Raw genomic sequence first — 26,689 nt, 5'->3', positions numbered from 1 at the left:
CTCTGGGACGAATTTTATTTAATCGGCGCGGTTCAGCTTCATTTCGGCCCACCGCTCGGGGGAGATGAGCACCTGGCGCGGCTTGCTGCCCTCGAAGGGGCCGACGATGCCGCGCTGCTCCATCTCGTCGACGATGCGCGCGGCGCGCGCGTAGCCGAGCTTGAGGCGGCGCTGGAGCAGGGAGGTGGAGGCCATCCCCGCCTCGACGACGCATTCGATCGCGGGCAGGAGCATCTCGTCCTCCGCGTCCTCGCCCGCCGCCGCGGAATCGCCGCCGCCGTTTTTGCTCCCCTTGCCGGCGACGACGTGGTTGTCGATCTCGCTGACGATCTCCTCGTCGTACTCGGCGGAGGCGTCGCTCTTGATGAAGGCGATCACGTCCTCGATCTCCTCGTCGGTGACGAAGCACCCCTGCACGCGCACCGGCTTGGCCGCGCCCACGGGGTTGAAGAGCATGTCCCCGCGGCCGAGCAGCTTTTCCGCGCCGCCCATGTCGAGGATCGTGCGGCTGTCCACCTGCGACGACACCGCGAAGGCGATGCGGGAGGGGATGTTCGCCTTGATGACGCCGGTGATGACGTCGACCGACGGCCGCTGGGTGGCGATGATGAGGTGCATGCCGGCGGCGCGGGCCATCTGCGCGAGGCGGCAGATGTAGTCCTCCACCTCGGTGGGGGCGGCCATCATGAGGTCGGCGAGCTCGTCGATGATGATGACGATCTGCGGCAGGGTGGTCATCCCCTCGGTGCGGGCGGCGAGGTGGTTGTAGGAACCGAGGTCGCGCACCGAGTTGTCCGCGAAGAGCTTATAGCGCTTGAGCATCTCGGTGACCGCCCACGAGAGGGCGCCCGCCGCCTTTTTCGGATCGGTGACGACCGGCACGAGCAGCTGCGGGATGCCGTTATAGACCCCCAGCTCGACCACCTTGGGGTCGATCATGAGGAAGCGGACCTCCTCGGGGGTGGATTTATAGAGCAGGGACATGATGATCGAGTTGATGCAGACCGACTTGCCCGAGCCGGTGGAGCCGGCGATGAGCAGGTGGGGCATCTTGGAGATGTCGGCGAGCGTCACATTGCCCGCGATGTCGCGGCCGAGCGCGGCGGTGAGCTTGCTCTTGGCGCCCTGGAACTCCTTCGAGTCGATGATCTCGCGGATGGACACCGCGCTGATCACCTTGTTGGGCACCTCGATGCCGACGGCGGCCTTGTTGGGGATGGGGGCCTCGATGCGCACCCCCGCCGAGGCGAGATTGAGCGCGATGTCGTCCGCCAGTCCCGTGATGCGGCTGATCTTGACCCCCGCCGACGGCTGAAGCTCATACCGCGTGACCGCCGGGCCCCGGGAGATGTCCACGATGCGCGTCTGCACGCCGAAGGAGGCGAGTGTGTCCACCAGCCGCTGGGCGTTGGCGCGCATCTCGTCGGTGATGTCCGTCTCGCTCTTGCGGCGGGGTTCCTTGAGCAGCCCGACGTGCGGCTTCACATAGGCGGGGTGCACCGGGATGGTGGATTCCGCCTCCAGCTCCATCTGGATGCCCTCGTCCGGCTTGCCGCGGTCGAGCGGCGGCGCGGGGACGGGGTCCGGCTCAAAGGGCGGCGCGGACTCCGGTTCGGGCGCGGGCTCCGTCTTGAAGGAGAAGCGGCCGGTGTCGGTGGCCGCCTTGCTCACGAGATCGTCGATCGACGGCTGGGGCGCGGACACGAACTCCATCGCCTCGTCGGCGGGCAGCAGCGAAAAGCCCCCCGCCAGCGCGGGGTCGAAGTCGTCGTCGAGCGGGATGTCGATCGCGGCGGCCTTCGGCCTGGGCGCGGGCGGCGCGCCCGCCTGCGGCACGTCGGAGGTGAGGTCGGGAGCGGCCTTCGCGGTTTTGCGGCCCCGGCGCGGGGTGTCGAGCGGGATGTCGATGGGCGTCTTCGGGGCGGCCTGGGCGCGGGCGGCGCGGCGCTCCTCCTGCTTCTGCATCTGGTCGGCGTAGGTCTCCTCGATCTTTTTGACGGGCTGGTGCGCCGCGCGCGCGAGCCCGATGAGGGTGCCGCCGGTGAGCAGCATCAGGAAGACGAAGATGAGCAGGACGATGACGACCCCCGCGCCCACCTTGCCGAAGAAGTGCAGGAGCGGAAGCCCGGCGATCGCGCCGAAGAGGCCGCCGCTCTTGACCTCGGTGCCGCGCAGGATGCATTCGACGAGCATGTCCAGCAGGTGGTCGCTCTCGGGCAGGCCCATCTGGAAGATCTGCAGCGCGCCGCAGAAGAGGACGACCAGCACGCCACATTCAAACGCACGGGCCTTGAAGGGCTTGTCCATCGTGAGCAGCGCGGCTATGTACAGGAGGGTGACGGCGACGAAGATCGCGCCCCACCCGAAGAGGCCGAACATGGCGTTGTGCAGCCAGTTCCAGCCGCTCGAGCCCTTGACCAGGGTGAGCGCGGCGACGAAGATGCCGACCGCAAAGAGGATGATCGCGTGGATCTGCCGCCGCGCGCGCTGCTGGGCGGCGTTTCGTTTGCGGGTGGCTGCGGCGGATTTGCCGCGGGAATTGGATGAGGTTTTGGTGGCCATGATACCCTCCTGAGCAACTGCGGTTTATTTGCCGATGAAGAACTGCTGGATGGGATGCCCTGCGAAGTTGTCGATCACGCCCACGGTGAGCATGACGGCGCCGAGCGCGAGGGTGTACCAGCCGAAATATTTGAGCTTGTTGCCCTTGACGACCCACTGCACCAGCTTGATGGCGAGCACGCCGAAGACGGCCGAGGTGAGAAAGCCGGTGAGGATGACGGGCAGGGGCAGCCCGGACCCCTCGCGGAAGGCGTCGGGCACCTCGAAGATGATCGCGCCGAGCACGGCGGGGATGCCGAGGATGAACGAATAGGTGACGGCGTATTCCCGCTCGAAGCCCCACAGCATCCCGGCCGAGATGGTGGACCCGGAACGGGAGATGCCGGGCATCGTGGCGACCACCTGCGCCACGCCGACCGCGACGGCGTCCTTCGCCTTCATGCTGGAGGCGTTCTTGCGGCCGTGGTCGTGCTTGCAGGCGGTCAGGAGCATGACGCCGGTGAGGAGGAAGCAGAAGCCCTCAACCGTCACGTCGTTGTCGGTGGAAAAGCCCTCGACCCAGTCCTTGATGAGGAACATCACGGTCAGCGGGAGGAGCGAGAGCAGCAGGAAAAGCAGCATCCGCCGGCTGGGGGACATGTTTTTGGCGGAGAAACGCCCGGTGAAGAGGTCCCGCAGCAGGGAAAACGCCTCGAGAATCAGGTCGGCGATGGTGCGGCGGAAGACGATGAACACGGCGATCAGCGTACCCGCGTGCAGCAGGATGGAGAAGAGGAACCCGGTGTCGCCGCTGTTCCCGGTGAAATACTGGAAAAGGGAGAGGTGTCCCGAGCTGGACACGGGGAGAAATTCGGTCAGGCCCTGCAGGACGCCCTGCAGAAACGCCTCCAACACGCTCATGGCAGACTCCTTTATGTAGGGCGCGGCGCGCCCTCCGGCTTATTTTGACAGTTGGCCCCCCGGCGCGTACCGGGGGTCGAGGTAGAGCCTGGGATCGGTGGAAATCAGTCGGGAAACGGTAAATTTTCCGTCGATATTTACTCCTTGTATATAACTGTTATGCAGCTCCTGGTATTCGTATGCGGCGTTTTCACCGCCCGGGAAGATCTGCTCGGGCGGGATGATCGTGTGCAGGATCATGACGCTTCCTCCCGCCCCTCGATCATCGCGTAGAGCGACTCGATCACGTCGGACACGCCGCCGAGCGCGTCGATGAGCCCCTCGTCGACCGCCGACTGCCCGTCGAGCACGGTGCCCACGTCCATGACGAGCTCGTCCTTGTTCATCATGAGCTGGCGGAACCGCTCGGGGGTGATGTTCGAGTTGTCGGTGACGAATTTGACGATCCTCTCCTGCATCTTGTCGAAGTAGGAGAGGGTCTGCGGCACACCGAGCACCAGCCCGTTCATCCGCACCGGATGGACCGTCATCGTGGCGGACGGCACGATGAAGCTCTTGCGCGCGCTCACCGCGAGCGGCACGCCGATCGAGTGGCCGCCGCCGAGCACGAGGGAGACGGTGGGCTTCTTCATCCCCGAGAGCAGCTCGGCGATCGCGAGGCCCGCCTCCACGTCGCCGCCCACCGTGTTGAGGATGATGACCAGCCCCTCGATGTCGGGGTCCTGCTCCACCGCCAGCAGCTGGGGGATGACATGCTCGTATTTGGTCGTCTTGTTGGTCGCGGGCAGGATGTAGTGCCCCTCGATCTGCCCGATGATCGTCAGGCAGTGGATCGTGTGCTTGCCCTTGCCCGTCGTGATGCCGCCGGTACGCTCGATCTGTTCGGTCTGCGCCTGCGAGCCGGTCTCCTGTTCGTCGGATTCGGCCTCGTCCTGCTTTTCGTTGTTTTGGGGAGCGTTCTGCCGGGTTTCCTCATCGTCAAACGCTTTCACAATCGGTACCTCCTTCAGAATGGTAACGACTGTAGCATTGACCGTTCTTCATCGGAAAATGCGGCAAAACATACAACTTTATTATAACATTACAGGGCAGAATGTCAAACGAACAAGCGCGAAAAAAAGAAGCCGCCGCGCGTTTGCGCGGCGGCCGGGGATGTGGTTATGCATATCTGCAAACGAAGGCCCGGGATACTACTCCAATTCTGACAGAAGCCGGCGGAGGGCGCGGATTTCGCGGCCCGCATAAATTTCGGGCTCCCGCGCCCCACAGGACAGAAGCTCAATGCTCAGCCAGCCATCATAGTGGTAGCGACGGATCAGATCCAAAAGCTCCCGCATGTCCAATACGCCGGTGCCGATCCCCATGTGGGTCTGGTCGATGCCGTTGCTGTCCACAAAGTGGATATAGTCGAGCTTGTCGCCCAGCTTTTCAAAGTGTTCATAATAGGGCTCGTAGTTGATGAGGGGGGTGACGGTGTCAAGCATGGATTTCACGCGGTCGCTGTTCAGATCCTCGATCAGCTCCACCAGGTCGTCCAGCAAAAAGATGGTGTTGCTCTCCATGGGGGTCAACGCCTCGATGATGATATCGACGCCGACCTTCTCCGCGTGCGCGACGACCGGAAGAAAGACGCTGCGGATGTTCTTCATGTTTTCCCGCCGGGTCGTGCCAAAGCCGGCGTGTCCGCTGTTGATCAAAACACGTGGAATGCCAAGCGCCCGGGCGACCTCCAGACCTCTTTTGAGGTAGACGACGGTTTCCTCCCGTTCCACGGGATCGGGAGAGGAGACGTTGTAGGGGTAGCTGGTGACTTCAGGCAGATAGATGGGGATATCGACCCGGTAACGCTCCTTGAGGCGCAGGATCTGATCGATCCGTTCGGGCGTCATGTCGTACGCATATGCATGCGGGCGCCCGCCCCACAGCTCGATTCCGTCATACCCCAGCGAGGAGGCGATTTGAAAGGCCTTTTCCAGAGGATGCCTGGCAAAGAGCGGGGATGTCGTTGCGATCTTCATGGTGATTTCCTCCGCAGCCGGACGGGCCGGCTCTTATTTTTTCAGATAGGAGACGACGGCTTCGATCTGTTCGGAAAAGGTCCCGCCGAACTTCCCCTCGAAAAACGCGCCGCCGACGGTGAACGTCCACGGGCCGGCTTTTTTGATCAGGTCCAGCCGCTCATAGCTGTCGATGCTCCCGACGATGCTGACGGGCTTGTCCATCGCGTGCACCAGCCCGGTGATCAGTGCGGGCGCGTCGCCGACATAGCGGAAGCCGGACAGGTTGATGCCGTATACGCCCTGCGCACTGACTTCCCGTGCGTGGGCAATGATCTCGTCGATTTCCCCATAGAGCCGGTGATCCCTCCGTTTGCCCACGAAGGGGAGGTAACGCAGACCGTTCTCAGAGGCGAGCTGCTGGATTTTCGGGAAAAAGTTCGTCCCCGTAAAATAGTCGAAACCGCAGTTGATTGCGAGCCGGGCGCTTTGCAGCCCCTCTTCCTCGGTATAGGCGAGGGATTCCAAAAAGACGGTTTTCCCTTCACGCTTCATACACTGGACAAGCTCGCGCATTTCCCGCTCAGGCAGACCGATGTCCTTGAATCCCCAAAAGTCTGCGGGGGCGTCTTTTGCCTCGAGAAAAATGTCCATGGCGTTGGGCACGGTGATGTCGTGGTGTGTGAGCATGACGGTTAAATGCGGACCTTCCATTGCGTCGTCTTCCTTCCTTCTTTCCTTACAGCTGGGAGGTGATCCCCCGGAGCTGCGCGGTAAGCAGCTTGTATCGCCTGAGCAGGTCGTCGTAGGGGGCGCGGTTTTCCGGGGCGGGCAGATACCGTTCCCGTTCCCGGGCGATCCGCAGGGAAATCTCCTGCACGGAGGGCCACAGCTTCGCGCCGGCGCCCGCCAGAAGCGCGGCCCCCAGGCAGGCGGCGTCCTCGGTGTTCTGCATGGTCAACAGGGGCCTGCCGAGCATGTCCGCCTTGATTTGGCACCAAAGGGGGCTTTGCGCGCCGCCGCTGAGCGACCGGATTTCCGTCACGGGAATCCCCATCTCCTCCACAGCTTCCACGATGCGGCAGAGAGAGGCCGCGACCGCCTCAAGGTAGGCGCGGATGATGTGCGCCTTGGTGTGATTGAGACCGAGACCGTAGATCAGGCATTTTGCGGCGATATCGGTGTCGGGCGGACCGGCCCCCTGGAAATGAGGCAGCACCGTCAACCCCTCGCTTCCTGGCGGGATGGCCGCGGCCTCCATGTCCATGAGCGCATAGGCGCTCCGGCCGAGCAGCCGCCCCACGGCGGACTCCTCCGCGCACAGGGCGTCGCGCAGCCATTTCAGAGCGATTCCGCCGCTTGAGAAGCCATGGATCATGTACATGCCGGGAATCGCCGTGTAAAAGCAGGAGAGCCTGCGGTGCGGATCGATGGCGGGGCGCTCGGTCAGGGTGCAGACGACCATGGCAGCCCCAGTGCTTTCCGACAGGATGCCCGGCCGGGCGTTTCCCACGCCCAGCGCGCCGCACGACTGATCCAGACCGCCCATGACGAGAAGGATCTCTTCCGAAAGCCCGAGCTCGGCGGCGACCTCCGGCAGGATTGCCGGGAGCGGCGTGCCCGACTCCACGATCTTCGGCAGCAGTTCCCGCCGCACGCCCAGCTCCCGCAGCATGGGCTCCCAATAGTCCCTGGTGCGGATGTCCCACATATGGGTGGAGCACCAGAGGGAACCCTCGCCGAAGGTCTCTCCGCATAGACGGAAAAAGAACCAGTCCTCCAGCAGCAGGATTTTGCCGAGGCGTTCAAAGAGAGCGGGACGGTTGCGTTTGAACCACAGCACCTTGCAGCCGGGAGAAAGCGGGATCACGTCGGTCTGTCCGGTGGCGCGGTGGATTTTATCCGGGTCGAAGCGGCCCGCGAGGAACCGGGCCTCCTCCTGCGCGCGGTTGTCCATCCAGACGATGGCGCGGGAGAGCGGCCGCCCGGCTTCATCGAGGAACACCATGGTTTCCCCCTGCGCGGAGACGCTCAGGGCGAGAATTTCCCGGCCGGACAGGCGCGACTCCGCCAAAACCTCCCGCAGGCCGGCCTTGAAGGCATCCCAATAGACGGACACCTCCTGCTCCACCACGAAATGAGACTCGGTGATGAGCCGGTACTCCTGCGTGGAGGAGCAGATCTTCCGGGCCTGGGAATCGAACAGGCCGACCTTGACCGCGGTGGTCCCGAGGTCCACGCCGAGCAGGTATTTCATTTCAGGAATCCCCCGATCACAGACAAATTTTCTGAAAAGGGCGGCTTACTTCGCCCACTCCTCCGCGACATCCTCGGGGTTGACGGTCTGGAGGCCGCCGAGCAGGGTGGCGAACAGCGCCTTCTGGGCGATGCATTCGAGGAAACGGGCGTTGGTAAACGCTTCGTCGAGGGTGCGCCCGACCGTTACCGCGCCGTGGTTGCGCATGAGGACGGCGTTGTTTTTGCCGAGCGCGCTGACGATTTCCTCCCCCAGCTCGTCGGAACCCGCTTTGCCGTATCCGGCGCAGACGACCTCGCCGGCGCCGAGGTGCGCGTATTGCTCGGCAAGCACGAAGGGGATGTTTTTGCCGCAGATGGCGAAGACGGAGGACCAGGCGGCGTGGGTATGCACCACCGCGTTGACGTCGGGACGGGCCCGAAGGATCGCAAGATGCATCGGCATCTCGATGGTGGGGCGGGACCAGGTGGTCATGCGATTGCCTTCCATGTCCACGACGGCCATGTCGCAGGCGTGGTATTCGCCGAGATTTTTGTAGCCGATTTCGATCGGCGAGGCGGAGATATACACCAGTCCCGTTTCCGGATCGCGAACGCTGATGTCCCCGTTGTCGCCGGAGGGGGAGAACCCAAGCTCGTAAAGCATCCGGGTCCCACGCGCGGCCTCCTCCCGGTACAGATCCTTAATTCCGAGCCTGCGGTCGTTTTCCGACTGTTCCTCCCGATACGCCGTTTCACGCGCGGCCAGTTCCCGATACATCTGATAAACTTTTTCCCGATCCAATTTTTGACCCTCCTGTCTTTGTAGGCCGACTCCGGCCGGTTTGCATGCCGTGACGATCCCCTCGATGAGCAGGCAGGCGGCCGCCGCGCCCGGATCGACCAGGCCGATTGTTTTTTCCCGGAATACGGCGGCTTTTCCGTGCTGGCTCATCAGCGCGCGTGTGTTTTCCAGGCTGATTTTTGCCTGCGTCAGCCCGGCCTGCGCGCGCTTCCAGATGTCCGGGCTGTCGCACCCCTCCACGGCGCGGGCGGCCGGGAAAAGCACGTCCAGCAGCGTCTTTTCTCCCTCTCCGGCGTTTCCCCGTTCGGCCGCGGCTTCCGCCATACTGCGGAAAAGCAGGGCGAAGCCTGTCCCGTCGAGCTGTTCGCGGCCGGATAGGGCTTTCCCCGCGCCGAGCAGGGCGGAACCGAGCAGCGTCCCCATCGTGGAGGGAGCCGCCCGGATGATGGAGAGGCCGACCTTCGTAAAAAACATGCCGAGATCGGAATCGGCGATGCTCTCGGCAGTGTCGGCGGCCGCGGAAAATCCGCGGACCATCGTCAGTCCGAGATCTCCGTCCCCGATTTTACTGTCCAGTTCGATCAGGGAATCCCGGTTTTCCTTCATAAGCGCATAGACGCGTTTCATTGCATCGACCGCGTGCTTCTTTGTGAATTCGATCATAGTTCCTCCAATGGGCAGCTAGCCGGCGTTCTGGGTAAAAAAGGGCGTATGCGCCTCCCGGCGCAGCAATTCTTTCAGCTCCCCGTCCAGTTTCAAAAGGGAGAGGGAAAACCCGGACATTTCCATGGAAGTGGCGAATTCCCCCACATAGGAGGAAAAGATCGAAATCCCCTTATCCTCCAGGATCGCGGCGACGCTGCGGAACGCGATGTAGAGTTCCTCCAGTGAGGTGGCCCCCAGCCCGTTCACCAGAACGGAGACCTCGTCTCCGGGAGCGGCGTCCATTTCGCCCAGAATGAGGGCGAGCATGTCGGAGACGATTTCCTCCACCGGGCGCAGCGGTTGGCGCAGAATTCCCGGTTCGCCGTGGATGCCCATGCCGAACTCCATCTCGCCCTCCCCGATTTCGAAGGAGGGACGGCCGACTTCGGGGATCACGCAGGGGGAGGCGGCCACGCCGACGGTGTGGACGTTCCGGTTGGCCTTCTCGGCGACGCGGCACACCTCGTCGAGGGAACCGCCCGCGTCCGCCATCGCGCCCGCGGCCTTGTAGACGAAAAAGATTCCCGCGACGCCGCGGCGTTTGTGGGCCTCGTCCAGCGGGGCGGATGCGGCGTCGTCGGTGCCTGCCAGCGTCCTTACTTTGATACCGTCCATTTCCGCGAGCTCCGCGGCGATCCCAAAATTCATGAGATCGCCGGTATAATTCCCGATCAGGTAGAGCACGCCCATCCCACGGTCGACGGCTTTGGTGACCGCATAGATGTCGTCCGCGCCGGGGGATTGGAAGACGCCGCCGACCGCACAGCCGTCGAGCATCCCGTCCCCGACATACCCGAGGAAGAGCGGGAGATGCCCGGTCCCGCCGCCGGTGACGATGCCGACCTTCTGTTTTTCGCGGTTCCTTTTGACATAGCACCGCAGGTTCCCATTGAGGCATTCGACCGTATCGTGGTGGGCTGCGACGATGCCCTCCATCATCTCGTCGACGTAGGCCTCGGGGGCGTTAATGAACTTTTTCATGCGCAGCCTCCTTTTTGGCGTTGATGACGAACCGCAGGCAGAACACGGCGAGCGTTGCAAAGATCAGCAGGGACGAGATGGCCGAAATCGCCGGGCTGACCTCGTACTTCAAGCTGTCGAACATCAGTTTGGGCAGCGTGGCGGTGTTCCTGCGGGCGATGAAAACCGATATCACGGATTCGTCGAACGAGGTGACGAAGGCGAACAGCATGCTGGTGAGGATCGCGGGCCTGATGAGCGGAAGCACGATTTTGCGCACCGCCGTGAAATGGGTCGCGCCCAGGCTCCTTGCCGCGTCGTACAGGTTTGAATCCACACCGTACAGGGAGGCCGCCGTCAAGGTCACCACCATTGGGATCGCAAGACAGGTATGCGCCAGAACCATGCCCGTGTAAGTGCCGATGAGCTTCCACTGCCCGTAGACCATGTACATGGAAATCGCCACGATGATCGAGGGCAGGATCATGGGGAGCAGCAGGATGACATTGAAGACCTTGCCGCCCTTTTTCATGGTCTTGCTGGTGATCCCCAACGCCGCAGAGATTCCAAGTGTGCAGGCCAGCACCATGGTACAGACCGCGATCCGCAGGCTGTTCCACGCCGCGTTCAGCCATTTGGGGTTGGAGAAGAAATCCCGGTACCAGCGCAGGGAAAAGCTGCTGGGCGGGAACTCCAGGAAATCCGAACCGCCGAAGGACATGGGGATGATGATGAGCACCGGCATGATCAAAAAAAACAGGACCAGTCCGCAGACGATATACAGCCAGACCGGCCGCCGGTCGAACCTTGAAATTCGCGTCCGCATGAGGCACCTCCTAGACAAGCCGTTTTTGCAGGGAATCCATTCCGAAAAAGCGGTCGAAAACCCCGAGGAACAGGACCGTGATCAACAGGAGGATCACGCCGAGGGCGGAGCCGAACGACCAATCCAGGAACGTAAACATCTGCCGGTCGATGAGCCCTGAGGCGACCAGCGTCTGCGCGCCGCCGAGAAGCATGGGGGTGACGTAGAAACCGAGCGACTGGATGAATACCAGTAAAATCCCGGAGGCGATCCCGGGGACACTCAGCGGCAGGGTGACGCGCAGGAAGGCCTTCGTTCTGGAAGCGCCCAGCGACATGGCCGCCAGGCTCAGGTTTTTGTCGATGCTGCGCAGCACGCTGTAGATCGGAAGAATCATGTAGGGCAGCAGGATATGCACCATGCCGATCAGGACGGCTGCCGGCGTGTACATGATCTGGACCGGCTCGCTGACGATGCCCAGCGCGAGCAGGAAGCTGTTGACGACCCCCGTGCGCTGCAGGATCACCATCCAGGAGTAGGTCCGAACCAACAGGCTGGTCCAGAGCGAAAGCAGGATGATCGTCATGATTGCGCCGGCGGTCTTGGACTTTACGATGGAGAGAAGATACGCCACCGGGTACCCGAGGATAAAATTGATCGCCGTGGTGGCCAAACATAGCCAGATGGTGCGAAGCAGCGTTTTGATGTAGACCGGCTCGGAAAAGATATGCTGGAAATACTGCAGGGTAAAGGCGTGATCCTCATAAATACTTTGGGGCAGCAGTTTCATCATGGGATAAAAATAGAAGATCATCAAAAGGATCAGCGAGGGCAGGATCATCGCAAAAGAGGAGATCCAGGGGCTCCTCCTCCGGGGGAGGGAAGCACCCTCCCGCTGCCTTCCGGACCCTGCGTTCTGCGAAAATGTCATGGTCATCCCTCCCAAGGGACATCCGCCGCCGGCGTCCGCGCAGGGGAGCCGGCGGGGCGGATGCTTGATTAAAGGACCGATGCGTCAGCCCGCGAGCCATTCGAGATAACGCCGCTCCGCTTCCTTGAAGTTCTGTTCCCACCATTCCACATTGACCCAGATCGCGCCGTCGATATTTTGCGGGGAAGTCGCCATTCGGTTGGCCTGTTCCTCTGTCATATAGTCGAACGCGGTCGTGATAACGGGACCGTAACCCGACTGGATGGAGAATTTGGCGGCCAGCTCAGGGTCGCAGCAGTAATCGAGGAAGGCGTAGACCACGTCGACGTTGCGCGCGTTTGTGGGGATTGACCACGCGTCGACGTTCATCAGCACGTCGTCGAAGCCGACCTCGACGTTGACGCCCGAATCCTTGACCTTATAGGCGTAGCCCGGCCAGAAATATCCGGCGTCGACCTCCCCGTCGTTGAGCGCCTGCATGATGTCCGCCCCCGAGCCCCACCATTTGGTGATGGAGCCCTTGATCCGGTCGAGGCTCTTCAGAGCGCGGTCGATGTCCAGCGGATACAGGTCTTCCCGCGCGACCCCGTCGCCCAGCAGGGCGAGTTCGAAGGTCTGGGTGGGGACATAGCTGATCATCGAGCGGTTGCCGGGGAATTTCTCCAGATCGAAGTATTCCACCGCATTTGTCGGTCCGCCGTTGGGGAATTTGTCGGCGAGGTAGACGGGATGGATCGAGCTGGCGTAAGCGCCGATGCCGTACTCGTACTTCACGTCTTCCATGATGTTATCGGCGGATTTCAGCCTGCTGTAGTCGATCGGCTGCAGCGCGCCCGCCTCGGCGCACACCCACAGGGTGTCGGTTGTGCCAAGGCCGGAGACGAGGTCGTAACCGGGGATATCCTGCTCGTACTGGGCGCGGATCTTTGCGCTCAAGTCGTTGCCGTATTCTTCGAGGATCACGGTGGCTCCGGTGTCCTCTACGAAAGGATCGACAAAACAGGTCTGGATGTTATTGGCGAAATTCCCGCCCCAGACGCCGACGGTAATCTCTTTTCCCTCGAAGATCTTACCGCCGCTTTCCGGCTGCGCACCGGACTCGGCGGGGGCCGGAGCCGCATCCGGGATCGCCGCGTCGGCGGCGGGCGCGGCAGGCTCCGCCCCGCACGCCATCAGAGAGACGCCCAATACCACGCACAGAAGTAACGCTGTCAATCGTTTCATTTTTTTCGCCTCTTTCTCTCAGCATTCTGGTTTGTATCGAATATGCAGCGGCCGTCCGGCCGATGGATCCAACGTCCGTCAGGAGAGGAGCTGGCTGTTTTCACTGTTCCATGTCAGGTCGATGAGATCCCCCACCGAAAAATGGGAACGGATATCCATAGTCTGTTCCTTTGCGGAGAAGTGGTAGCTGCCGTCGATTGAAATGATGTATTTTACCGTTTCGCCAAGGTAGATGACCTGCGCCACCTGCCCGCGAAGCTTCGCCTCCGGCCCGAGGTCCCTGCCGATCGCGACCTTCTCCGGCCTGATGACGAATTTCAGATCGTCCGTCGGTTTGGGCTGGGCGCCGCGCCTGGGGCAGCGGATGAGGGAACCCTGCTCGGACTTGATCCGCAGGATCAGTTCCTCCCCCTCCTGACCGGCTATTTCGACCGGTACAAAGTTTGACTCCCCGATAAAGTCGGCGATAAAGGAACTGTTGGGATGCTCGTAGATGTTCTTCGCCGTGTCCAGCTGGGCGATTTCCCCATCCCGCATGATTGCGATGCGGTCGGAAAGGGTGAGGGCCTCCTCCTGGTCGTGCGTGACATAGATCGTCGTAATATTCAGCTTTTGCTGGATCCGCTTGATTTCAAGCTGCATGGCCGAACGCAGCTTTTTGTCCAGGGCGCCGAGCGGTTCGTCCATCAGGACGATCGGCGGATGGAACACGAGCGCGCGGGCGAGGGCGACGCGCTGCTGCTGGCCGCCGGAGAGTTGGGAGGGATACCGGTCCTGATATCCGTCAAGCTGGACAAGCTGGAGGATTTCCGCGACCGTCCGCCCGATCTCCGCCTCCGGAAGCCGTGGCTTCTTCATATGGAGGGGGAAAGCGACGTTGTCTTTGATCCTCATATGTGGGAACAGCGCGTAATTCTGGAACACCATGCCCAACCCCCGTTCATTGGGCGGCAGAAACGTTATGTCGCGCTCGTTTACCGAAATCATGCCGCTGGTGGGGGTCTCCAGCCCTGCGACCATTTTCAGCGTGGTGGTTTTGCCCGACCCGCTGGGGCCGAGAATCGTCAGGAACTCCCCCTCGTGCAACTCAAGAGAAAGGTCCTTTACCGCCACAACCTCCTGATACTTTTTGGTGAGCCCGTCCAATACGAGCATCGCATCCATTCAAATCCCTCCCGCGAATCAAATCTGCAAGTTTTTTCGAACGATGTGGTTCCCCAAAATTGCGATGACTGCCGCCGAAAGCAGCGCTGCCGACAGGATTACGGGCAGAAAAGGATTCCCGTACCGTTCTGTCCCGTAAAAGCCGCTGAACAGCGAACCGAGAAAGGTTCCCAGCCCAAGCAGGCATTCGGCGGCGCCGCCGTAATTCCTTCCTCCCGGCCGGGAGGCGAAGACCCCGATCCGCAGCGCGGTGAAATGCAGAAACCCCGCCACGGTTCCCACGAGGGCCATTCCGATCCCCATGGTCCAGGCCCGTCCCGCATTCCCGAGCAATAGAAAACAGAGGCAGAGCGCCCCTTCCGACAGGGCGATTATCAAAGCGGTCCAAAGCTTGGCCAACTGCTCGGGACCGGATCGCTTTAACGCGGTGGCGACCGCCATTTGCGCAAAGAGCCGGATGCCCAGCAGCACGCCCCAGAAACTGGCGCCGAACCCGGCCCGGCGTACAAAAAAGGCGCCTGTCGCGCGGAAGGCCCCTTCGGCCAGCCCGGCCGCGCAGATTCCACCCAAACCGGAAAAAAGCAAAATCCGTTGTTCGGACCGGCAGAGGTCCGCCCATGGGGAACCGCGGTCCTCTCCGCTTCCGTCGCCGCCGGTCGATACGGCGGCCCTGCCGGCCGCTTTCGGAGAAATGGGAGGCGGACAGACGACCGACGGCAGCAGCATGGCCGCCGCAAGCAGGAGCAGACAGCGCCCCAGCAGGGGATACAGGAAGCCCGCCAGCACGGGCGCGGCGACCGACGTCATGGTGATCCAGATAAAGCTGTTGCACAGAAGCCCCGTGTCTTCGCCGTTCCCGCCGCGGGCGGCATGAAAGGCCCAGAATTCCGGCCAGAACGTCCCTTGGCAAAGACCGTGCAAAAGCACCAGCGGATAGAGGAGCGGGTGGGTGGGACAAAGAGCGCTTATCAGGTATACGGCCGCGGCCAAAAGAATCGACCAACGCGCCGCGAAGGCTCCGCAGAGATGGTTCCGGCGCATCCCGCTCAGGCAGGTGACGGCGATGTAGCAGACCGAGTGGACCGCCGTCAGCAATCCAATTTCGGATTGGGACATCCCCAGCCCGGAGGAAAGGTAGGGCAGGACGAAAAAATAAATGCCCATATCGGTGTTGAGCAGAAGCGCGGCGGTCATCATCCGAATCATGAAACGCTCCCCAATCCCATTTAAACACAATCCATATTGGGTTACTATGTGGCCCGCTGACAAAAGATTTTGTCTCGCCCCCACAAGCCGGAAAGCTTTCAGGAGTCAGCGGGGACGGGAGGCCTTCCGCCGGGGGGAGGAACGGTAAAACAGGAGCCCTAAAACCGCCCACCCGCCGACAATCACCCATTCATAGGGCCAGCTGAGCGATGCGGGGGAGCCCGGGAGATAGGCCGCAAGCATGACGGCGCTGAGCAGAAGGGAACCGCCCCCTGCGAGCCGCCACCGCGCCGCCGAATAGGGACGGGGCATGTCGGGTTCCCGCCGGCGCAGCCTCAAATAGGAAACCGAGACCAAAAGATAGGTGACGACGGTGGCGAAGCTGCCCGCGTTGGCCGCCCATTTCAGTACGGTCGCGCCGAAAAACGGAGCGGCGGAGGTGAGCACCATGATCAAAAGGATGGCGCGTGAAGGGGTTCGGTACTTTGGATGGATTTTTCCAAACCAGGCGGGGAGCAGACCCTCCCGGGACATGGCATAGACCGTACGGCTGGCGCCGATATAAAAGGCGTTCCAGCAGGTTACGATTCCGGCCACTCCGCCGGCGACTAGGAGTCTGGACGCAGCGGTGTTGCCGCCGAAAGCAGCCGCCATCGCGTCGGCGGTGGGAAGCGCGCTCGACGCGATCTGCTGCCTGCTGAGCGTGCAACTGACGCAGAGGATGATGGAGACATACCATATGACGGCAAGCCCGACGGATAAAACCAGCAGCTGGCCGATTTTGCGCGGCGGGATATTCATCTCCTCCGCGGCATGGGGAATGACGTCAAAGCCGCTGTAGATGAAAGGCGTCATGACGACGACGGTCAGAACCCCGTGCGGGCCGTTTGAAAAGAGGGGAAAAAGATTTTCCGGTTTCCCGTTGACGACCGTGCCGCCCGCCAGCAGAATCCCCGCAAGAAGGATGACGGCCATCAGGACCGTCTGTAAGAGGGCCGCTGTTCGGACCCCCCGGTAGTTGACGGCGCAAATCAACAGAGAGCTTCCGACGCCGATCAGCAGCCAGGGAGCATGGATCTCAAAACCGGCGGCGCTGTAAAGGTAGCCCGAAAGGATATCGGGAAAGAGGTAGGCGAAAACGTTGGGGAAGGCGACGGTTTCGAAGGAGATGACGGAGAGAAAGGTGAGGATGACCGCCCATCCGCAGAGGAAGGAGATCCGTGTCCCGAAAGCGCGCCTGCAAAAGCCGATGACCCCAAGGCTGTTCGGCATGGCGGAGGAAAGCTCCGCATAGACAAGGCTGACGAAGGAGACAAAGATACCTCCCAGGACGAAAGCAGCCGCCGCGCCGAAGGCGCCCGCGGACAGAATCCATTCCCCGGTTAGGATCACCCAGCCCCAGCCGAGCATGGCCCCAAAGGTGAGGAGGATGACATCCAGCTTGTTCAATGCGGCGTGCAGCCCGTTCCCGGAATCAGTCCATACCTTAGGCTTCATTTTCCCACCCCTTGCACGGCCGGATGACAGGACCCTACTCACCGAGCCACTTTTTGCCAGAAAAGAAACACTTGATTTAAACTGCTCACACATATAAACTGTAAAATAAGAAGAATAACTTAAAAAATGAAAATAAGTTTATAAAAGTCATGCAAAACAGACAAACATTTTTCTTTGGGATTATTAAATCATAAATATCCGGTGATTGGTATGGCTCGAGTCGACGAATAAAACTATCTCGTTCGGACATGCGGTGAGTGTGTGGCGCCGCTTATAATGGAACTGTGTCACGAAAGGGGATGTTGTCAGTGAGTTTTCAATGCCGAGAGATTCTAACGATTCCTACCATTCGGAACCTCAGGCTCCTCAGCGGGGCCGAGGGTTTGGACAGGGTGGTCCGTTGGGTCTATGTCGCCGAGGCAATGGAAAATATCAGCATGACGCTTGACTGGCTCATCGGCGATGAGCTCGTCATCATAACCGGCAGTAACCTCAAGGAGAACGTCACGCAGGAGCTGCTGAGGTTTATCCAGCGCTGCAACGACAAGTTTGTGGCGGGCATCGTGGTGAACACGGGAAGGTATATCCCGAAACTGCCTCCGGAGGCGGTGGCGCTTGCGGATGACCTCCACCTGCCGCTCTTTGAAGTCCCGTGGGAGACCAAGCTGGTGGAGTTTACCAAGGATATCGGGGCGGCGATCATCGACTCCTCCCTGGAGGAGGAATCCATCAACGCGTTTATGAACGACCTTCTTTTTGGGGACATCGGCGGGGAGGAAAATCTGCTTCCGCGGCTTGCGCGGTATGGGATGGAGCCGAACGACAAATACAGCATTGGGATCATCAACGCCGATTTTTCGGAAGCGGCGCGTGATTACAACAGCTATAACGTCAAAAACTACCTTTGGGATCTGGTCGGGACGTCCTTCGAGGAGTACGGGGTCACCAAACTGCTGACCAACAAAAAAGACCGGATCATATTTCTGGCAAAGTGCGATCAGCGGTACCGCTACCTGGATCAGATTCTGTCCTATGTGATCACCGTTATGTCGGGAAGGTACCCGAAGCTGACACTGGAAATCGGCGTGGGAAGGGCGTTCGAGGGAATGGAGAATCTTCTCAAGAGTTACCAGACTGCGCAGCAGGCGTTGAAGGTGCTGCGGATCGAAAAGCCGGATTTCCCGGTGATGTATTACGAGAACATCGGATTGTATTCTCTTCTCCTTTCCGTGCGGGAGTCCTCCGTACTGCAAAATTATTACAACAACCTTTTCCATGCGCTGCTTGAATACGACAGCAGCAACCACACCGAATTGATGAGGACGTTGGAATGTTATTTGAACAACAATGCGAAGCTGGCGCCGACGGCGCATGTCCTTTACATCCATGAGAACACGTTGAAGTACCGCTTGGACAAAATCAAGACCCTTTTGGGCGTCAACATCAACGATTTGCATGAACAGTTCCGAATCAAGATGGGCTTTATGATCGGCAGGGTGCTGGCGCCGCCGCCTGACATTCCGGAGATTGAAATAAAGCATAAAATAAAAAACGAGCGGTTCGCAATTTAGCGAACCGCTCGTTTTTTTGCGGAAGCCCCGCTGGAAAACGGGGCGGTTATTCTGCTTCTGCGGCAAGCGCCGCGTATTGCGCGGCGGAGGCGGCGTTATGTTCGATTTCGGAGGGCATGAGCGGGCGCATCACCCGCGCGGGCTGGCCGAGCGCGAGGGAGCCGTCGGGGATTTCCACCCCCTGCGGGACGAGCGCGCCGGCGGCGATCAGGCAGTTTTTCCCGATCCTCGCGCCGTTTAAGACGATCGCGCCCATGCCGATCAGCGTGTTGTCCCCGACCGTGCAGCCGTGGAGGATCGCGCCGTGCCCGACGGTGACGCCGTCGCCCACCGCGACGGGGAACCCCGCGTCCGCGTGAACGACGCAGCAGTCCTGGATGTTGGTGCGTGCGCCGATTGAGATCCGCTCGATGTCGCCGCGGACGACCGCGTTGTACCAGATGCTGCTTTCCGCCCCGGCGGTGACTTCCCCGCGCACGACCGCGCCTGGGAAGACGCGGGCGGAGGGGCTCAGTTCAGGCTGTTTCATCCGCGCGCCCCCCTATCGGTAGCGCAGCCAGCGCGCGAGCAGATAAACGGCCAGGATGATCTGGCCGAGGAAGGCGATGCCGACCGGCTGCCGCTCGAACAGCATGACGAGCCGCAGGGTAAGGCCGCCGCCCGGATAGGCGCCGACCGTGAGCCCGAGGGCCGACAGGAGCGCAAGCCCGGCCGCGGCGGCCCCGGCGCAGGCGCCGGAGGAACGCGCGCGGGCGCAGAGGATGGCCGCCGCCGTGAGGTAGGCGGCGACGGCGAGCATGCTGAAGAACTGCCAGCAGAGGGCGGGCCACACGAGGAAGGCGCGCTTCATCTGCTGCTCGAGCGGGTAGGAGACGGCGGGGAAGCACCCGATCAGTGCGGGCGCGAGCGCGAGCAGCAGGCAGAGCGGGAGGCTGTTGCCCCCGCGCCGTCCCGAGAGGTCGATGCGGTTATGTCTGTTCACGGCGGAGTCCCCCTTATGACGTTCAGTAGTTGCTTTCTCCGCGCAGCGTCTCGTCGTTGACGATCCATTCGTCGGCAACGTTGATGACGCGGAAATTTTCCTTGTCGTCCCGCACGATGACGGTCGAGATGCCCGCGTTGATGATCAGGCGGGTGCACATCGAGCAGGGGAAGGCGTTCTGGACATATTCGCCCGAGGCCACCTCCCGGCCGACGAGGTAGAGGGTGGAGCCGAGCATGTCCACGCGGGCGGCGTGGATGATCGCGTTCATTTCGGCGTGGACCGAACGGCAGAGCTCATAGCGCTGCCCGCGCGGGACACCCATGCGGTCGCGGGTGCAGTAGCCCAGGTCGGAGCAGTTCTGGCGGCCGCGCGGCGCGCCGACATAGCCGGTGGAGACGATCTGGTCGTTTTTGACGATGATCGCGCCGAAGTTGCGCCGCAGGCAGGTGCCGCGCTCGGCGACGGTCTCGGCGATGTCGAGGTAGTAGTTGATCTTATCGCGTCTTGTCATATCGGTTCACATCCTTTATAATGATACCATTCGGCGGAAGGGCGTTCGTCCTTTCAGACCATTTTACTATAGTTTGCCGGACTGTGCAACAATCGGTAAAAATTTCACGGGCCGTGCGGAAATTTGCCGCGTCGGCGGAAAGGAGGGAAACGCCGTGGAAAACCTCTCGAATATCGGTGTCATCCGGGACCTGCTCGCGCGGCACGGCTTCCGCTTCTCCAAGGCGCTGGGGCAGAATTTCCTGGTCAACCCCACCGTCTGCCCGCGCATGGCGGAGCAGGGCGGCGCGGGGCCGGGCGTGGGCGTGATCGAGATCGGCGCGGGGGTCGGGGTGCTGACCGCCGAGTTGGCCCGCCGCGCGGACAGGGTCGTCTGCGTCGAGATCGACGGACGGCTGCTCCCCGTGCTCGCGGAAACGCTTGCCGGGTTCCAAAATGTCGAGATCGTCAACGCGGACGTCATGAAGGTCGACCTGCGCGCGCTCATCGCGGAAAAGCTCGGCGGCCTGCGGGTGGTCGTCTGCGCGAACCTGCCCTACTACATCACCTCCCCGATCGTAATGGGCCTGCTCGAACAGCGCCTGCCCATCGAATCGGTGACCGTCATGGTGCAGAAGGAGGCGGCCCAGCGGCTGTGCGCCCTCCCCGGCATGCGGGAGGCGGGCGCGGTGTCCTGCGCCGTGCGTTACTACAGCGAGCCGAAGGTGCTCTTTCCCGTTTCGCGCGGGTCGTTTTTGCCCTCGCCCGACGTGGATTCCGCCGTCATCCGGCTGGACATCCGCCGGGAGCCGCCCGTCGACCCGGGGGACGAAAAAACCTTCTTCCGGGTGGTGCGCGCCGCCTTTTCGATGCGGCGCAAGACGCTGCTCAACTGCCTTTCGGCGGGCCTGCCGCTTCCCAAGGAGCGTGCCGCGGCCCTGCTCGAGCGGGCGGAGGTGCCCGCGGGGGCGCGCGCCGAGCAGCTCACGCTGGAACAGTTCGCCGCCGTCAGCCGCGCGCTGGCAGAGGAGGCGTAATCAAAAACGGGGCGCCGGAGGCGCCCCGTTTTTGATTGCCTAGTGGGTCATGCAGTATTCGACGATATGGGCGGGCAGCCCGGTGAACGCCGCCGCCTGCTCGGAGGTCCAGCCGTTGCGCAGGCACTCCTCCACCGTCTCGCCGTCGAGCAGCAGGTACCCCGCGAAGAGGTCGGCCTCCCGCTCGTAGCGCTCCATGACGAAGTCGGTGCGCTCCCGCAGGAAGAGGGCGTTGTGCCCCTCGTGCAGCAGGGCGTGCCCCAGCTCGTGGGCGCACACCGTCCGGCGCTCGTTTTCCTCGAGCGCGCCGTTGAGGTAGAGGATGCGCGCCCCGTGCACGCACCCGTAAAAGCCCCTGACGCCGGGAGGCAGCCCGACGGGCAGGACCGTGATGTCGAGCGCGGCGCAGAGCGCGAACGGGTCGGCGGTGCCGAACCGCTCGGCGAGCTGGCGCGCCAGTTCCTTGATGCGTTCCATGCTGTCCTGCTCAGACGTCCTTTCCGCCGCTTTTGCGGCCCAGCTTGTTGACGGCGACCGACGCGCCCACCTCGATCGCGCTGACGACCTGGGTGATCTCCTCCTCGGTGAGGGGCACGCCGTTGAACATCAGGCCCTCCTGCGCCAGCAGCCTGCGCCGGAAATCCTCGAGGAACTCCCCGAGCTCGGGCGGTCCGGCGGGGCTTTCCGCCCCGTCGAGCAGCAGGTAGTCGCTCGGCACGCCGAAGAACCGGCAGAATTTGGTCAGCGTCTCGTTGTCCGGCTCCCGCCGTCCCTGCTCGTACATGCCCACCGCGCTCGCGGAAATTTCCAGCGCGCCCGCCAGTTCCTGTTGGGTCAGCCCCTTGGCCCTGCGCAGGGCCCGCAGCCTGTTAGCCAGCATTCCGGTCACCTCACTGTCCTGATAATAACACATTTTGTGTATTTCGTCAACAAAATCTTGCAAATTGTGCGAAATTTTCTTGTGAATACACATTCCGTGTGGCACTCTTAAGATAAGAAGCAAAAATCACACGATTTGTAAAATCACAAGGAGGAATTGAATGGATTTAACCGCTTTGTCGGAGGAGTACCGGACGGCGGCCGACCGCCTGCAGGAGCGCCTGCGGGAGCTGAGGGTGTTCGCGCAGACGGCGCGCGGCGAGGAGGCGTTCGCCGCGCAGCGGCGGATCGACGCGCTCTACGCCGAACTGTACGACCTGCGCGTGGTCATGGACTACCTGCGCCACTATTATGACTGAGGGGGGCGGGGCACATGTTTGACGTATGTGAAAGCACCTTTTCCCTCCAGGATTTCGAGCGGATCGCCGCGCCGCAGTGCGCCGACAACGCACCCGCGCGCGCACGGTACGCGCGGTTCCTGCGCAGCGCCGTGCGCCACCTGCCGCCCAAGCAGCGGCAGGTCGTCGCGCTCTATTTTTTCGGGGGGCGCAACATCCCGGCGATCGCCCTGGAGCTCGGGGTGCACCCCTCCACCGTGAGCCGCAGGCTCGCGGCCGCCAAGCGCACGCTGCGCGCCCAGGCCGAGATGTGCAGCGAGGCGGGGCTGTTCCCCTCGTAAAAGCGGGGGCGGCGGCCGGATTTCTTTCCATCGTTCATTGACAATGGGGTAAGTCTGTTATAAAATTATCATATATAGACAGACCGTCCGGCGTGAGAGCGCGCGGGGGAAATGAAAATATGGGAGGAAACGCGATTGGACCAGAAAGTCAAAGCCGCCGCTGAAAAGTTCGCGGCGCTCGTGGAAGCGCAGCTCGCGCGCAACGAGCGCATCAAGGCGCAGAAGGAGTTTACCGACTACGGGAAGCTCGACACCATCGTCATCGGCGTGTGCGGGGGCGACGGCATCGGCCCCATCATCACGAACGAGGCCGCGCGGGTGCTCCGGCACCTGCTGGCGGACGAGGTCGGGGCGGGCAAGGTGGAGTTCCGCACGATCGACGGGCTGACGATCGAGAACCGCGCGGCGCAGGGCAAGGCGATCCCCGACGACGTGCTCGCCGAGCTCAAAAAATGCCACGTCATCCTCAAGGGCCCCACGACGACCCCGCGCGCGGGCGACCCGTGGCCCAACGTCGAGAGCGCCAACGTCGCGATGCGCAAGGAGCTCGACCTGTTCGCCAACGTGCGCCCCGTCAAGGTGCCGAGCGAGGGGATCGACTGGACCTTCTTCCGGGAGAACACCGAGGGCGCCTACGCGATCGGCTCCTGCGGCCTCAACGTGGACGAGGACGTGGCGTTCGACTTCGTCGTGACCACCACCGAGGGCACCGAGCGGATCGCGCGGCTCGCCTACGACTACGCGAAAAAGAACCACAAGAGCCGCGTGTCGATCATCACCAAGGCGAACGTCGTCAAGACGACCGACGGCAAGTTCCTGAAGCTCTGCCAGAAGATCGGCGAGGAGTACCCCGGCATCACGACCGACGACTGGTACATCGACATCACCACCGCCAAGCTGATCGACCCCAAGCGCCGCCGCGACTTCCAGGTGTTCGTGCTGCCCAATCTCTACGGCGACATCATCACCGACGAGGCCGCCGAATTCCAGGGCGGCGTCGGCACCGCGGGCAGCGCGAACCTCGGCAAGCGCTACGCGATGTTCGAGGCGATCCACGGCTCCGCCCCGCGCATGATCGCCGAGGGCCGCGGCAAATACGCCGACCCCTGCTCGATGCTGCGGGCGGCGGTGCTGCTCCTGAGCCACATCGGCTATCAGGCCGAGGCGGATAAGCTCGAACGGGCGCTGGACATCTGTATGTACGAGGAAAAGAAGCTCGCGGTCACCGGCCGCGACACCGGCTGCACCTGCGAGGAATTCGGCAACTATGTGATGGACACCATCGCACGGCTGTAACCGGGAATTCTGGATCGAGAGGTTTTGCATATGCCGAAACACGAGGGTGTTTCCCTATCCGTTATCAAGCGGCTGCCCAGGTACTACCGGTTCCTCGGCGACCTGCTCAGCCGCGACGTCACCCGCATCTCCTCGCGCGAGCTGGCCTCCCTGATGCAGTTGACCGCGTCCCAGATCCGCCAGGACCTCAACTGCTTCGGCGGCTTCGGGCAGCAGGGCTACGGCTACAACGTGGCCGCGCTCCACAAGGAGATCGGCAACATCATGGGGCTCAACAAGCATACCCCCATGGTTCTCATCGGCGCGGGCAACCTCGGCCGCACGATCGCGCGCCACATGGATTTCGAGAGCAGCGGCTTCAAGCTCGTCGGGATCTTTGACGACAGCCCCCGCGTGATCGGCCAGAAGGTGAGCAGCCTGACCGTGCAGGACATGGCGGGGCTCGAGGCGTTCTGCAAGGAGCAGTCCCCGCGGGCCGCCATCCTCTGTATCCCCAAGGAGGTCGCTTTCGAGACCGCCCAGCGGCTCATGAAGCTCGGCGTCAACTGCTTCTGGAACTTCTCCCATTACGACCTCTCCCTCGACTTTGAGGGTGCGGTCGTCGAGAACGTCCACCTGGGCGACAGCCTCATGACCCTCTGCTACCAAATCAACGCCGCCTACCCCGAGGATGAATGACGGGGAGGCGAAAATAAGAAGGCCCCCGCCTTGCGGCGGGGGCCTTCTTTTGTCCGGCTTCCTCCGGAAGCCGTCGGTCCCCTTTCTTTCAAGAAAGGGGGCAAAGAACGTTTGGCGCAGGCCGGCCGCGTCCCCCGCAAAGGGGGGCGCCGTGAGAAAGCCAAAAGCGAAGATTTTCGCCCGCCTTTTTCAAAAGGCGGCGGGGCGGCGCCCCGGCCTGCTCTTCAGCTTTCCGCGATAACGAAGTCCGCGGTGATCTCCGAGCAGGCGAGCGCCTGCCCGCCGGTATCCGCGAAGCAGCTCAGCTGCGCCGCGCGGTAGGTGCCCGGCGGCAGCGGCTCGTCGAAGAGGTCGATGGGCAGCGTAATCGTGACGGTCTCGCCCCCGTGCAGCACCCGTTCGGCGTTCACGTCGTCGGGGTTTGCCATCAGCCCCGCGCGCGGGGTGAGCGGCACGACGGCGTCCCCCTCCACCCGCCGGAAGTCGAACCAGTGGGTGTAGATGAGGTCGTTTTCCGTCCGGTTGGTGACGACGAGCGCGATCTCGCCGGTCCCAACGGGGTAGCTCTCCCGCTCGGGACGGGCGTCCACGCTGCGTTCCCCGGCGGGGAGCGCGGCGGCTTCGGGAAGCGGGGCGGTATTTTCCGGTTCGCCGGATTCGGCCTCGGCGGACCCGGCCTCGGAAGCCGCGGAGGATTCCGCGGGGACCACTTCCGCCCGGGAGGGGACCCCGTCGACGGGGGATGCGCTTTCCGGGGCGGGCGCGCCGCCGGGTAGGCCGACCGCGCCCAGGACGAAGTCGTTCTGCGCCTCGGGCAGGAAGGCGGCGCGCTCCGGGTGCGGCCGCAGGAACAAAAAGAGCAGCGCGGCGAGCGCGAGCGCGCCGCACAGGACCAGCGCCCGCCTCATCAGACGTTGAAGCGGAAGAGGACGACGTCGCCGTCCTGCATGACGTATTCCTTGCCCTCCGAGCGGACAAGGCCCTTCTCCTTGGCGGCGGCCATCGAGCCGCAGGCGATGAGGTCGTCGTACGCGACGACTTCGGCGCGGATGAAGCCCTTTTCAAAATCGGAATGGATCTTCCCGGCGGCCTGCGGGGCCTTGGTGCCGCGCGTGATCGTCCACGCGCGCACCTCCTGCTTGCCGGCGGTGAGGTAGGAGATCAGCCCGAGCAGGGCGTAGCTCTTTTTGATGAGGCGGTCGAGGCCCGACTCATGCAGCCCCATCTCCTCGAGGAAGAGCAGCTTGTCCTCGGCGGACATGTCGGCGATCTCCTCCTCGATCCGGGCGCAGATGGGCAGCACCTCGGCGTGCTCCGCCGCCGCGATCTCCTCCACCTCATGGTAAAAGCGGTTCTGTTCGATGCCGCCGGTAAAATCCGCCTCGCTCATGTTGGCGGCGTAGATGACCGGCTTGTCGGAGAGCAGCGGCATGTCCTCGAGCGCGGCGCGCTCCTCTGCGTCGCACACGAAGCTGCGGGCGGATTTCCCCTCCTCGAGGTGGGCCTTGAGCCGTCCCAGCACGTCCGCCTGCGCGGCGAGCGTTTTGTCGCCGCCCTTGGCGGCCTTGAGGGCGCGGTCGATCTTGCGGTCGACGATGTCGATGTCAGAAAAGATGAGCTCGAGATTGATCGTCTCGATATCCCGCCGGGGGCCGATCTCCCCGTCGACATGGATGATCTCGTTGTCCTCGAAGCAGCGCACCACATGCACGATCGCGTCCACCTCGCGGATGTGGGAAAGGAACTTGTTGCCCAGCCCCTCCCCCTTGGACGCGCCGCGCACCAGCCCGGCGATATCGACGAATTCGATGACGGCGGGGGTGTATTTGTCCGGGTCGTACATTTTGGCGAGCACGTCGAGGCGCTCGTCCGGCACGGCGACCATGCCGACGTTCGGCTCGATGGTGCAGAAGGGATAGTTCGCGGACTGCGCGCCCGCGTTGGTGATCGCGTTGAACAGGGTGGACTTGCCGACGTTCGGCAGCCCGACGATGCCTAATTTCATATATACTCATTCTCCTTCGATTTTTCCTTGATTTGCAAGGGTTTTCGGGTTTTGGCTTTTCGGCTACTACGCCATTTTT

The 26,689-nt window shown here is 62.4% G+C and carries 28 protein-coding genes; 6 read left to right on the top strand and 22 right to left on the bottom strand.

Annotated elements, in window-relative coordinates:
• Positions 1-18 precede the first annotated feature (18 nt).
• From ACZO3G_RS07130 to ACZO3G_RS07060, 15 genes are all read right to left on the bottom strand, one after another.
• On the bottom strand, positions 19-2,562 hold the full coding sequence (locus ACZO3G_RS07130) for an FtsK/SpoIIIE family DNA translocase (protein WP_276871665.1): 2,544 nt from the start codon (positions 2,560-2,562) through the stop codon (positions 19-21).
• Positions 2,563-2,586: 24 nt separating this feature from the next.
• Entirely contained in the window at positions 2,587-3,462 is an 876-nt protein-coding gene (locus ACZO3G_RS07125) for an undecaprenyl-diphosphate phosphatase (protein ID WP_101552492.1), read from the bottom strand.
• A 39-nt stretch (positions 3,463-3,501) separates the two neighbouring features.
• Positions 3,502-3,702: a YlzJ-like family protein gene (locus ACZO3G_RS07120; protein ID WP_101552490.1), complete on the bottom strand. Its 201-nt coding sequence runs from the start codon at positions 3,700-3,702 to the stop codon at positions 3,502-3,504.
• Positions 3,699-4,454 carry a ClpP family protease gene (locus ACZO3G_RS07115; protein WP_101552488.1) on the bottom strand — a complete coding sequence of 252 codons (756 nt, stop codon included), beginning with the start codon at positions 4,452-4,454 and terminating at the stop codon, positions 3,699-3,701. The genes ACZO3G_RS07120 and ACZO3G_RS07115 overlap by 4 nt, the downstream gene beginning before the upstream one ends.
• Positions 4,455-4,652: 198 nt before the next feature.
• Complete coding sequence (locus tag ACZO3G_RS07110) at positions 4,653-5,480, bottom strand: TIM barrel protein (RefSeq protein ID WP_101552486.1); 828 nt, start codon at positions 5,478-5,480, stop codon at positions 4,653-4,655.
• 33 nt (positions 5,481-5,513) lie between these two features.
• On the bottom strand, positions 5,514-6,173 hold the full coding sequence (locus ACZO3G_RS07105; RefSeq protein ID WP_276871661.1) for a hypothetical protein: 660 nt from the start codon (positions 6,171-6,173) through the stop codon (positions 5,514-5,516).
• A 25-nt stretch (positions 6,174-6,198) separates the two neighbouring features.
• Positions 6,199-7,716, bottom strand: a complete 1,518-nt coding sequence (locus ACZO3G_RS07100; RefSeq protein ID WP_276871658.1) for a xylulokinase — start codon at positions 7,714-7,716, stop codon at positions 6,199-6,201.
• A 45-nt stretch (positions 7,717-7,761) separates the two neighbouring features.
• Complete coding sequence (locus ACZO3G_RS07095; protein WP_101552480.1) at positions 7,762-9,162, bottom strand: class II aldolase/adducin family protein; 1,401 nt, start codon at positions 9,160-9,162, stop codon at positions 7,762-7,764.
• Between the two features lie 18 nt (positions 9,163-9,180).
• Positions 9,181-10,185 (bottom strand): dihydroxyacetone kinase subunit DhaK, encoded by a 1,005-nt coding sequence (locus ACZO3G_RS07090; RefSeq protein WP_101552478.1) that lies wholly within the window; start codon positions 10,183-10,185, stop codon positions 9,181-9,183.
• Positions 10,169-10,990: an ABC transporter permease gene (locus ACZO3G_RS07085; RefSeq protein ID WP_276871654.1), complete on the bottom strand. Its 822-nt coding sequence runs from the start codon at positions 10,988-10,990 to the stop codon at positions 10,169-10,171. Before ACZO3G_RS07085 ends, ACZO3G_RS07090 begins: the two co-directional genes overlap by 17 nt.
• 10 nt (positions 10,991-11,000) lie before the next feature.
• The gene (locus ACZO3G_RS07080) at positions 11,001-11,900 is read right to left on the bottom strand and encodes an ABC transporter permease (RefSeq protein WP_288234709.1); all 900 of its coding nucleotides are present in this window, start codon (positions 11,898-11,900) and stop codon (positions 11,001-11,003) included.
• Positions 11,901-11,984: 84 nt separating this feature from the next.
• A complete protein-coding gene (locus tag ACZO3G_RS07075; protein ID WP_276871652.1) occupies positions 11,985-13,124 on the bottom strand; it encodes an ABC transporter substrate-binding protein in 1,140 nt (379 codons plus the stop codon).
• Positions 13,125-13,202: 78 nt separating this feature from the next.
• A complete protein-coding gene (locus ACZO3G_RS07070) occupies positions 13,203-14,288 on the bottom strand; it encodes an ABC transporter ATP-binding protein (protein ID WP_276871650.1) in 1,086 nt (361 codons plus the stop codon).
• Positions 14,289-14,306: 18 nt separating this feature from the next.
• Positions 14,307-15,494 (bottom strand): MFS transporter, encoded by a 1,188-nt coding sequence (locus ACZO3G_RS07065; protein ID WP_288283881.1) that lies wholly within the window; start codon positions 15,492-15,494, stop codon positions 14,307-14,309.
• A gap of 105 nt (positions 15,495-15,599) precedes the next feature.
• Positions 15,600-16,943 (bottom strand): APC family permease, encoded by a 1,344-nt coding sequence (locus ACZO3G_RS07060; protein ID WP_288234707.1) that lies wholly within the window; start codon positions 16,941-16,943, stop codon positions 15,600-15,602.
• A 347-nt stretch (positions 16,944-17,290) separates the two neighbouring features.
• On the opposite strand from ACZO3G_RS07060, the gene ACZO3G_RS07055 reads away from it, so the two are divergent.
• Positions 17,291-18,562, top strand: coding sequence for a PucR family transcriptional regulator (locus ACZO3G_RS07055; protein ID WP_101552462.1), 1,272 nt, complete (start codon positions 17,291-17,293; stop codon positions 18,560-18,562).
• 46 nt (positions 18,563-18,608) lie between these two features.
• Here ACZO3G_RS07055 and ACZO3G_RS07050 read toward each other — a convergent pair whose 3' ends face one another.
• Genes ACZO3G_RS07050 through ACZO3G_RS07040 form a run of 3 tightly spaced genes read right to left on the bottom strand, consistent with a single transcriptional unit; the run spans position 18,609 to position 20,058 of the window.
• A complete protein-coding gene (locus ACZO3G_RS07050) occupies positions 18,609-19,091 on the bottom strand; it encodes a gamma carbonic anhydrase family protein (RefSeq protein ID WP_276871644.1) in 483 nt (160 codons plus the stop codon).
• 12 nt (positions 19,092-19,103) lie between these two features.
• On the bottom strand, positions 19,104-19,544 hold the full coding sequence (locus ACZO3G_RS07045) for a hypothetical protein (RefSeq protein ID WP_288235038.1): 441 nt from the start codon (positions 19,542-19,544) through the stop codon (positions 19,104-19,106).
• A 22-nt stretch (positions 19,545-19,566) separates the two neighbouring features.
• Complete coding sequence (locus ACZO3G_RS07040) at positions 19,567-20,058, bottom strand: deoxycytidylate deaminase (RefSeq protein ID WP_101552458.1); 492 nt, start codon at positions 20,056-20,058, stop codon at positions 19,567-19,569.
• A gap of 154 nt (positions 20,059-20,212) precedes the next feature.
• Between ACZO3G_RS07040 and rsmA the strand changes: the two genes are divergently transcribed.
• On the top strand, positions 20,213-21,073 hold the full coding sequence (rsmA, locus tag ACZO3G_RS07035; RefSeq protein WP_276871640.1) for a 16S rRNA (adenine(1518)-N(6)/adenine(1519)-N(6))-dimethyltransferase RsmA: 861 nt from the start codon (positions 20,213-20,215) through the stop codon (positions 21,071-21,073).
• A gap of 39 nt (positions 21,074-21,112) precedes the next feature.
• On the opposite strand, the gene ACZO3G_RS07030 is transcribed toward rsmA, so the two are convergent.
• Both ACZO3G_RS07030 and ACZO3G_RS07025 read right to left on the bottom strand, forming a co-directional pair.
• Positions 21,113-21,550, bottom strand: a complete 438-nt coding sequence (locus tag ACZO3G_RS07030) for an ImmA/IrrE family metallo-endopeptidase (RefSeq protein ID WP_276871637.1) — start codon at positions 21,548-21,550, stop codon at positions 21,113-21,115.
• A 10-nt stretch (positions 21,551-21,560) separates the two neighbouring features.
• A complete protein-coding gene (locus ACZO3G_RS07025) occupies positions 21,561-21,953 on the bottom strand; it encodes a helix-turn-helix domain-containing protein (RefSeq protein ID WP_158595686.1) in 393 nt (130 codons plus the stop codon).
• A gap of 160 nt (positions 21,954-22,113) precedes the next feature.
• On the opposite strand from ACZO3G_RS07025, the gene ACZO3G_RS07020 reads away from it, so the two are divergent.
• The 4 genes from ACZO3G_RS07020 (at position 22,114) to ACZO3G_RS07005 (ending at position 24,605) form a co-directional block, all read left to right on the top strand.
• Complete coding sequence (locus ACZO3G_RS07020) at positions 22,114-22,311, top strand: hypothetical protein (protein ID WP_101552449.1); 198 nt, start codon at positions 22,114-22,116, stop codon at positions 22,309-22,311.
• A 14-nt stretch (positions 22,312-22,325) separates the two neighbouring features.
• Positions 22,326-22,631 carry a sigma-70 family RNA polymerase sigma factor gene (locus tag ACZO3G_RS07015; RefSeq protein ID WP_276871624.1) on the top strand — a complete coding sequence of 102 codons (306 nt, stop codon included), beginning with the start codon at positions 22,326-22,328 and terminating at the stop codon, positions 22,629-22,631.
• Positions 22,632-22,742: 111 nt separating this feature from the next.
• The gene (locus ACZO3G_RS07010; protein ID WP_121587360.1) at positions 22,743-23,927 is read left to right on the top strand and encodes an isocitrate/isopropylmalate family dehydrogenase; all 1,185 of its coding nucleotides are present in this window, start codon (positions 22,743-22,745) and stop codon (positions 23,925-23,927) included.
• Between the two features lie 30 nt (positions 23,928-23,957).
• Positions 23,958-24,605, top strand: a complete 648-nt coding sequence (locus ACZO3G_RS07005; protein WP_101552443.1) for a redox-sensing transcriptional repressor Rex — start codon at positions 23,958-23,960, stop codon at positions 24,603-24,605.
• Between the two features lie 224 nt (positions 24,606-24,829).
• Here ACZO3G_RS07005 and ACZO3G_RS07000 read toward each other — a convergent pair whose 3' ends face one another.
• Both ACZO3G_RS07000 and ychF read right to left on the bottom strand, forming a co-directional pair.
• Positions 24,830-25,513: a hypothetical protein gene (locus ACZO3G_RS07000; RefSeq protein WP_276871621.1), complete on the bottom strand. Its 684-nt coding sequence runs from the start codon at positions 25,511-25,513 to the stop codon at positions 24,830-24,832.
• Positions 25,513-26,610 (bottom strand): redox-regulated ATPase YchF, encoded by a 1,098-nt coding sequence (ychF, locus tag ACZO3G_RS06995; RefSeq protein ID WP_256152731.1) that lies wholly within the window; start codon positions 26,608-26,610, stop codon positions 25,513-25,515. Before ychF ends, ACZO3G_RS07000 begins: the two co-directional genes overlap by 1 nt.
• Between the last annotated feature and the right edge of the window lie 79 nt (positions 26,611-26,689).

Source organism: Anaerotruncus sp., assembly GCF_057433415.1.
This window is presented reverse-complemented; position numbering and strand designations above follow the sequence as displayed.

What these genes read in the sequence shown, in the direction of transcription:
- ACZO3G_RS07100 (WP_276871658.1), bottom strand. Translation starts at nt 7,716, where the DNA reads ATGAAATACCTGCTCGGCGTGGACCTCGGGACCACCGCGGTCAAGGTC.
- ACZO3G_RS07105 (WP_276871661.1), bottom strand. Translation starts at nt 6,173, where the DNA reads ATGGAAGGTCCGCATTTAACCGTCATGCTCACACACCACGACATCACC.
- ACZO3G_RS07120 (WP_101552490.1), bottom strand. Translation starts at nt 3,702, where the DNA reads ATGATCCTGCACACGATCATCCCGCCCGAGCAGATCTTCCCGGGCGGT.
- ACZO3G_RS07040 (WP_101552458.1), bottom strand. Translation starts at nt 20,058, where the DNA reads ATGACAAGACGCGATAAGATCAACTACTACCTCGACATCGCCGAGACC.
- ACZO3G_RS07110 (WP_101552486.1), bottom strand. Translation starts at nt 5,480, where the DNA reads ATGAAGATCGCAACGACATCCCCGCTCTTTGCCAGGCATCCTCTGGAA.
- ACZO3G_RS07055 (WP_101552462.1), top strand. Translation starts at nt 17,291, where the DNA reads ATGTTGTCAGTGAGTTTTCAATGCCGAGAGATTCTAACGATTCCTACC.
- ACZO3G_RS07080 (WP_288234709.1), bottom strand. Translation starts at nt 11,900, where the DNA reads ATGACATTTTCGCAGAACGCAGGGTCCGGAAGGCAGCGGGAGGGTGCT.
- ACZO3G_RS07030 (WP_276871637.1), bottom strand. Translation starts at nt 21,550, where the DNA reads ATGGAACGCATCAAGGAACTGGCGCGCCAGCTCGCCGAGCGGTTCGGC.
- ACZO3G_RS07085 (WP_276871654.1), bottom strand. Translation starts at nt 10,990, where the DNA reads ATGCGGACGCGAATTTCAAGGTTCGACCGGCGGCCGGTCTGGCTGTAT.
- ACZO3G_RS07075 (WP_276871652.1), bottom strand. Translation starts at nt 13,124, where the DNA reads ATGAAACGATTGACAGCGTTACTTCTGTGCGTGGTATTGGGCGTCTCT.
- ACZO3G_RS07050 (WP_276871644.1), bottom strand. Translation starts at nt 19,091, where the DNA reads ATGAAACAGCCTGAACTGAGCCCCTCCGCCCGCGTCTTCCCAGGCGCG.
- ychF (WP_256152731.1), bottom strand. Translation starts at nt 26,610, where the DNA reads ATGAAATTAGGCATCGTCGGGCTGCCGAACGTCGGCAAGTCCACCCTG.
- ACZO3G_RS07000 (WP_276871621.1), bottom strand. Translation starts at nt 25,513, where the DNA reads ATGAGGCGGGCGCTGGTCCTGTGCGGCGCGCTCGCGCTCGCCGCGCTG.
- ACZO3G_RS07130 (WP_276871665.1), bottom strand. Translation starts at nt 2,562, where the DNA reads ATGGCCACCAAAACCTCATCCAATTCCCGCGGCAAATCCGCCGCAGCC.
- ACZO3G_RS07065 (WP_288283881.1), bottom strand. Translation starts at nt 15,494, where the DNA reads ATGATTCGGATGATGACCGCCGCGCTTCTGCTCAACACCGATATGGGC.
- ACZO3G_RS07025 (WP_158595686.1), bottom strand. Translation starts at nt 21,953, where the DNA reads ATGCTGGCTAACAGGCTGCGGGCCCTGCGCAGGGCCAAGGGGCTGACC.
- ACZO3G_RS07005 (WP_101552443.1), top strand. Translation starts at nt 23,958, where the DNA reads ATGCCGAAACACGAGGGTGTTTCCCTATCCGTTATCAAGCGGCTGCCC.
- ACZO3G_RS07095 (WP_101552480.1), bottom strand. Translation starts at nt 9,162, where the DNA reads ATGATCGAATTCACAAAGAAGCACGCGGTCGATGCAATGAAACGCGTC.
- ACZO3G_RS07015 (WP_276871624.1), top strand. Translation starts at nt 22,326, where the DNA reads ATGTTTGACGTATGTGAAAGCACCTTTTCCCTCCAGGATTTCGAGCGG.
- ACZO3G_RS07010 (WP_121587360.1), top strand. Translation starts at nt 22,743, where the DNA reads ATGAAAATATGGGAGGAAACGCGATTGGACCAGAAAGTCAAAGCCGCC.
- ACZO3G_RS07070 (WP_276871650.1), bottom strand. Translation starts at nt 14,288, where the DNA reads ATGGATGCGATGCTCGTATTGGACGGGCTCACCAAAAAGTATCAGGAG.
- ACZO3G_RS07020 (WP_101552449.1), top strand. Translation starts at nt 22,114, where the DNA reads ATGGATTTAACCGCTTTGTCGGAGGAGTACCGGACGGCGGCCGACCGC.
- ACZO3G_RS07125 (WP_101552492.1), bottom strand. Translation starts at nt 3,462, where the DNA reads ATGAGCGTGTTGGAGGCGTTTCTGCAGGGCGTCCTGCAGGGCCTGACC.
- ACZO3G_RS07090 (WP_101552478.1), bottom strand. Translation starts at nt 10,185, where the DNA reads ATGAAAAAGTTCATTAACGCCCCCGAGGCCTACGTCGACGAGATGATG.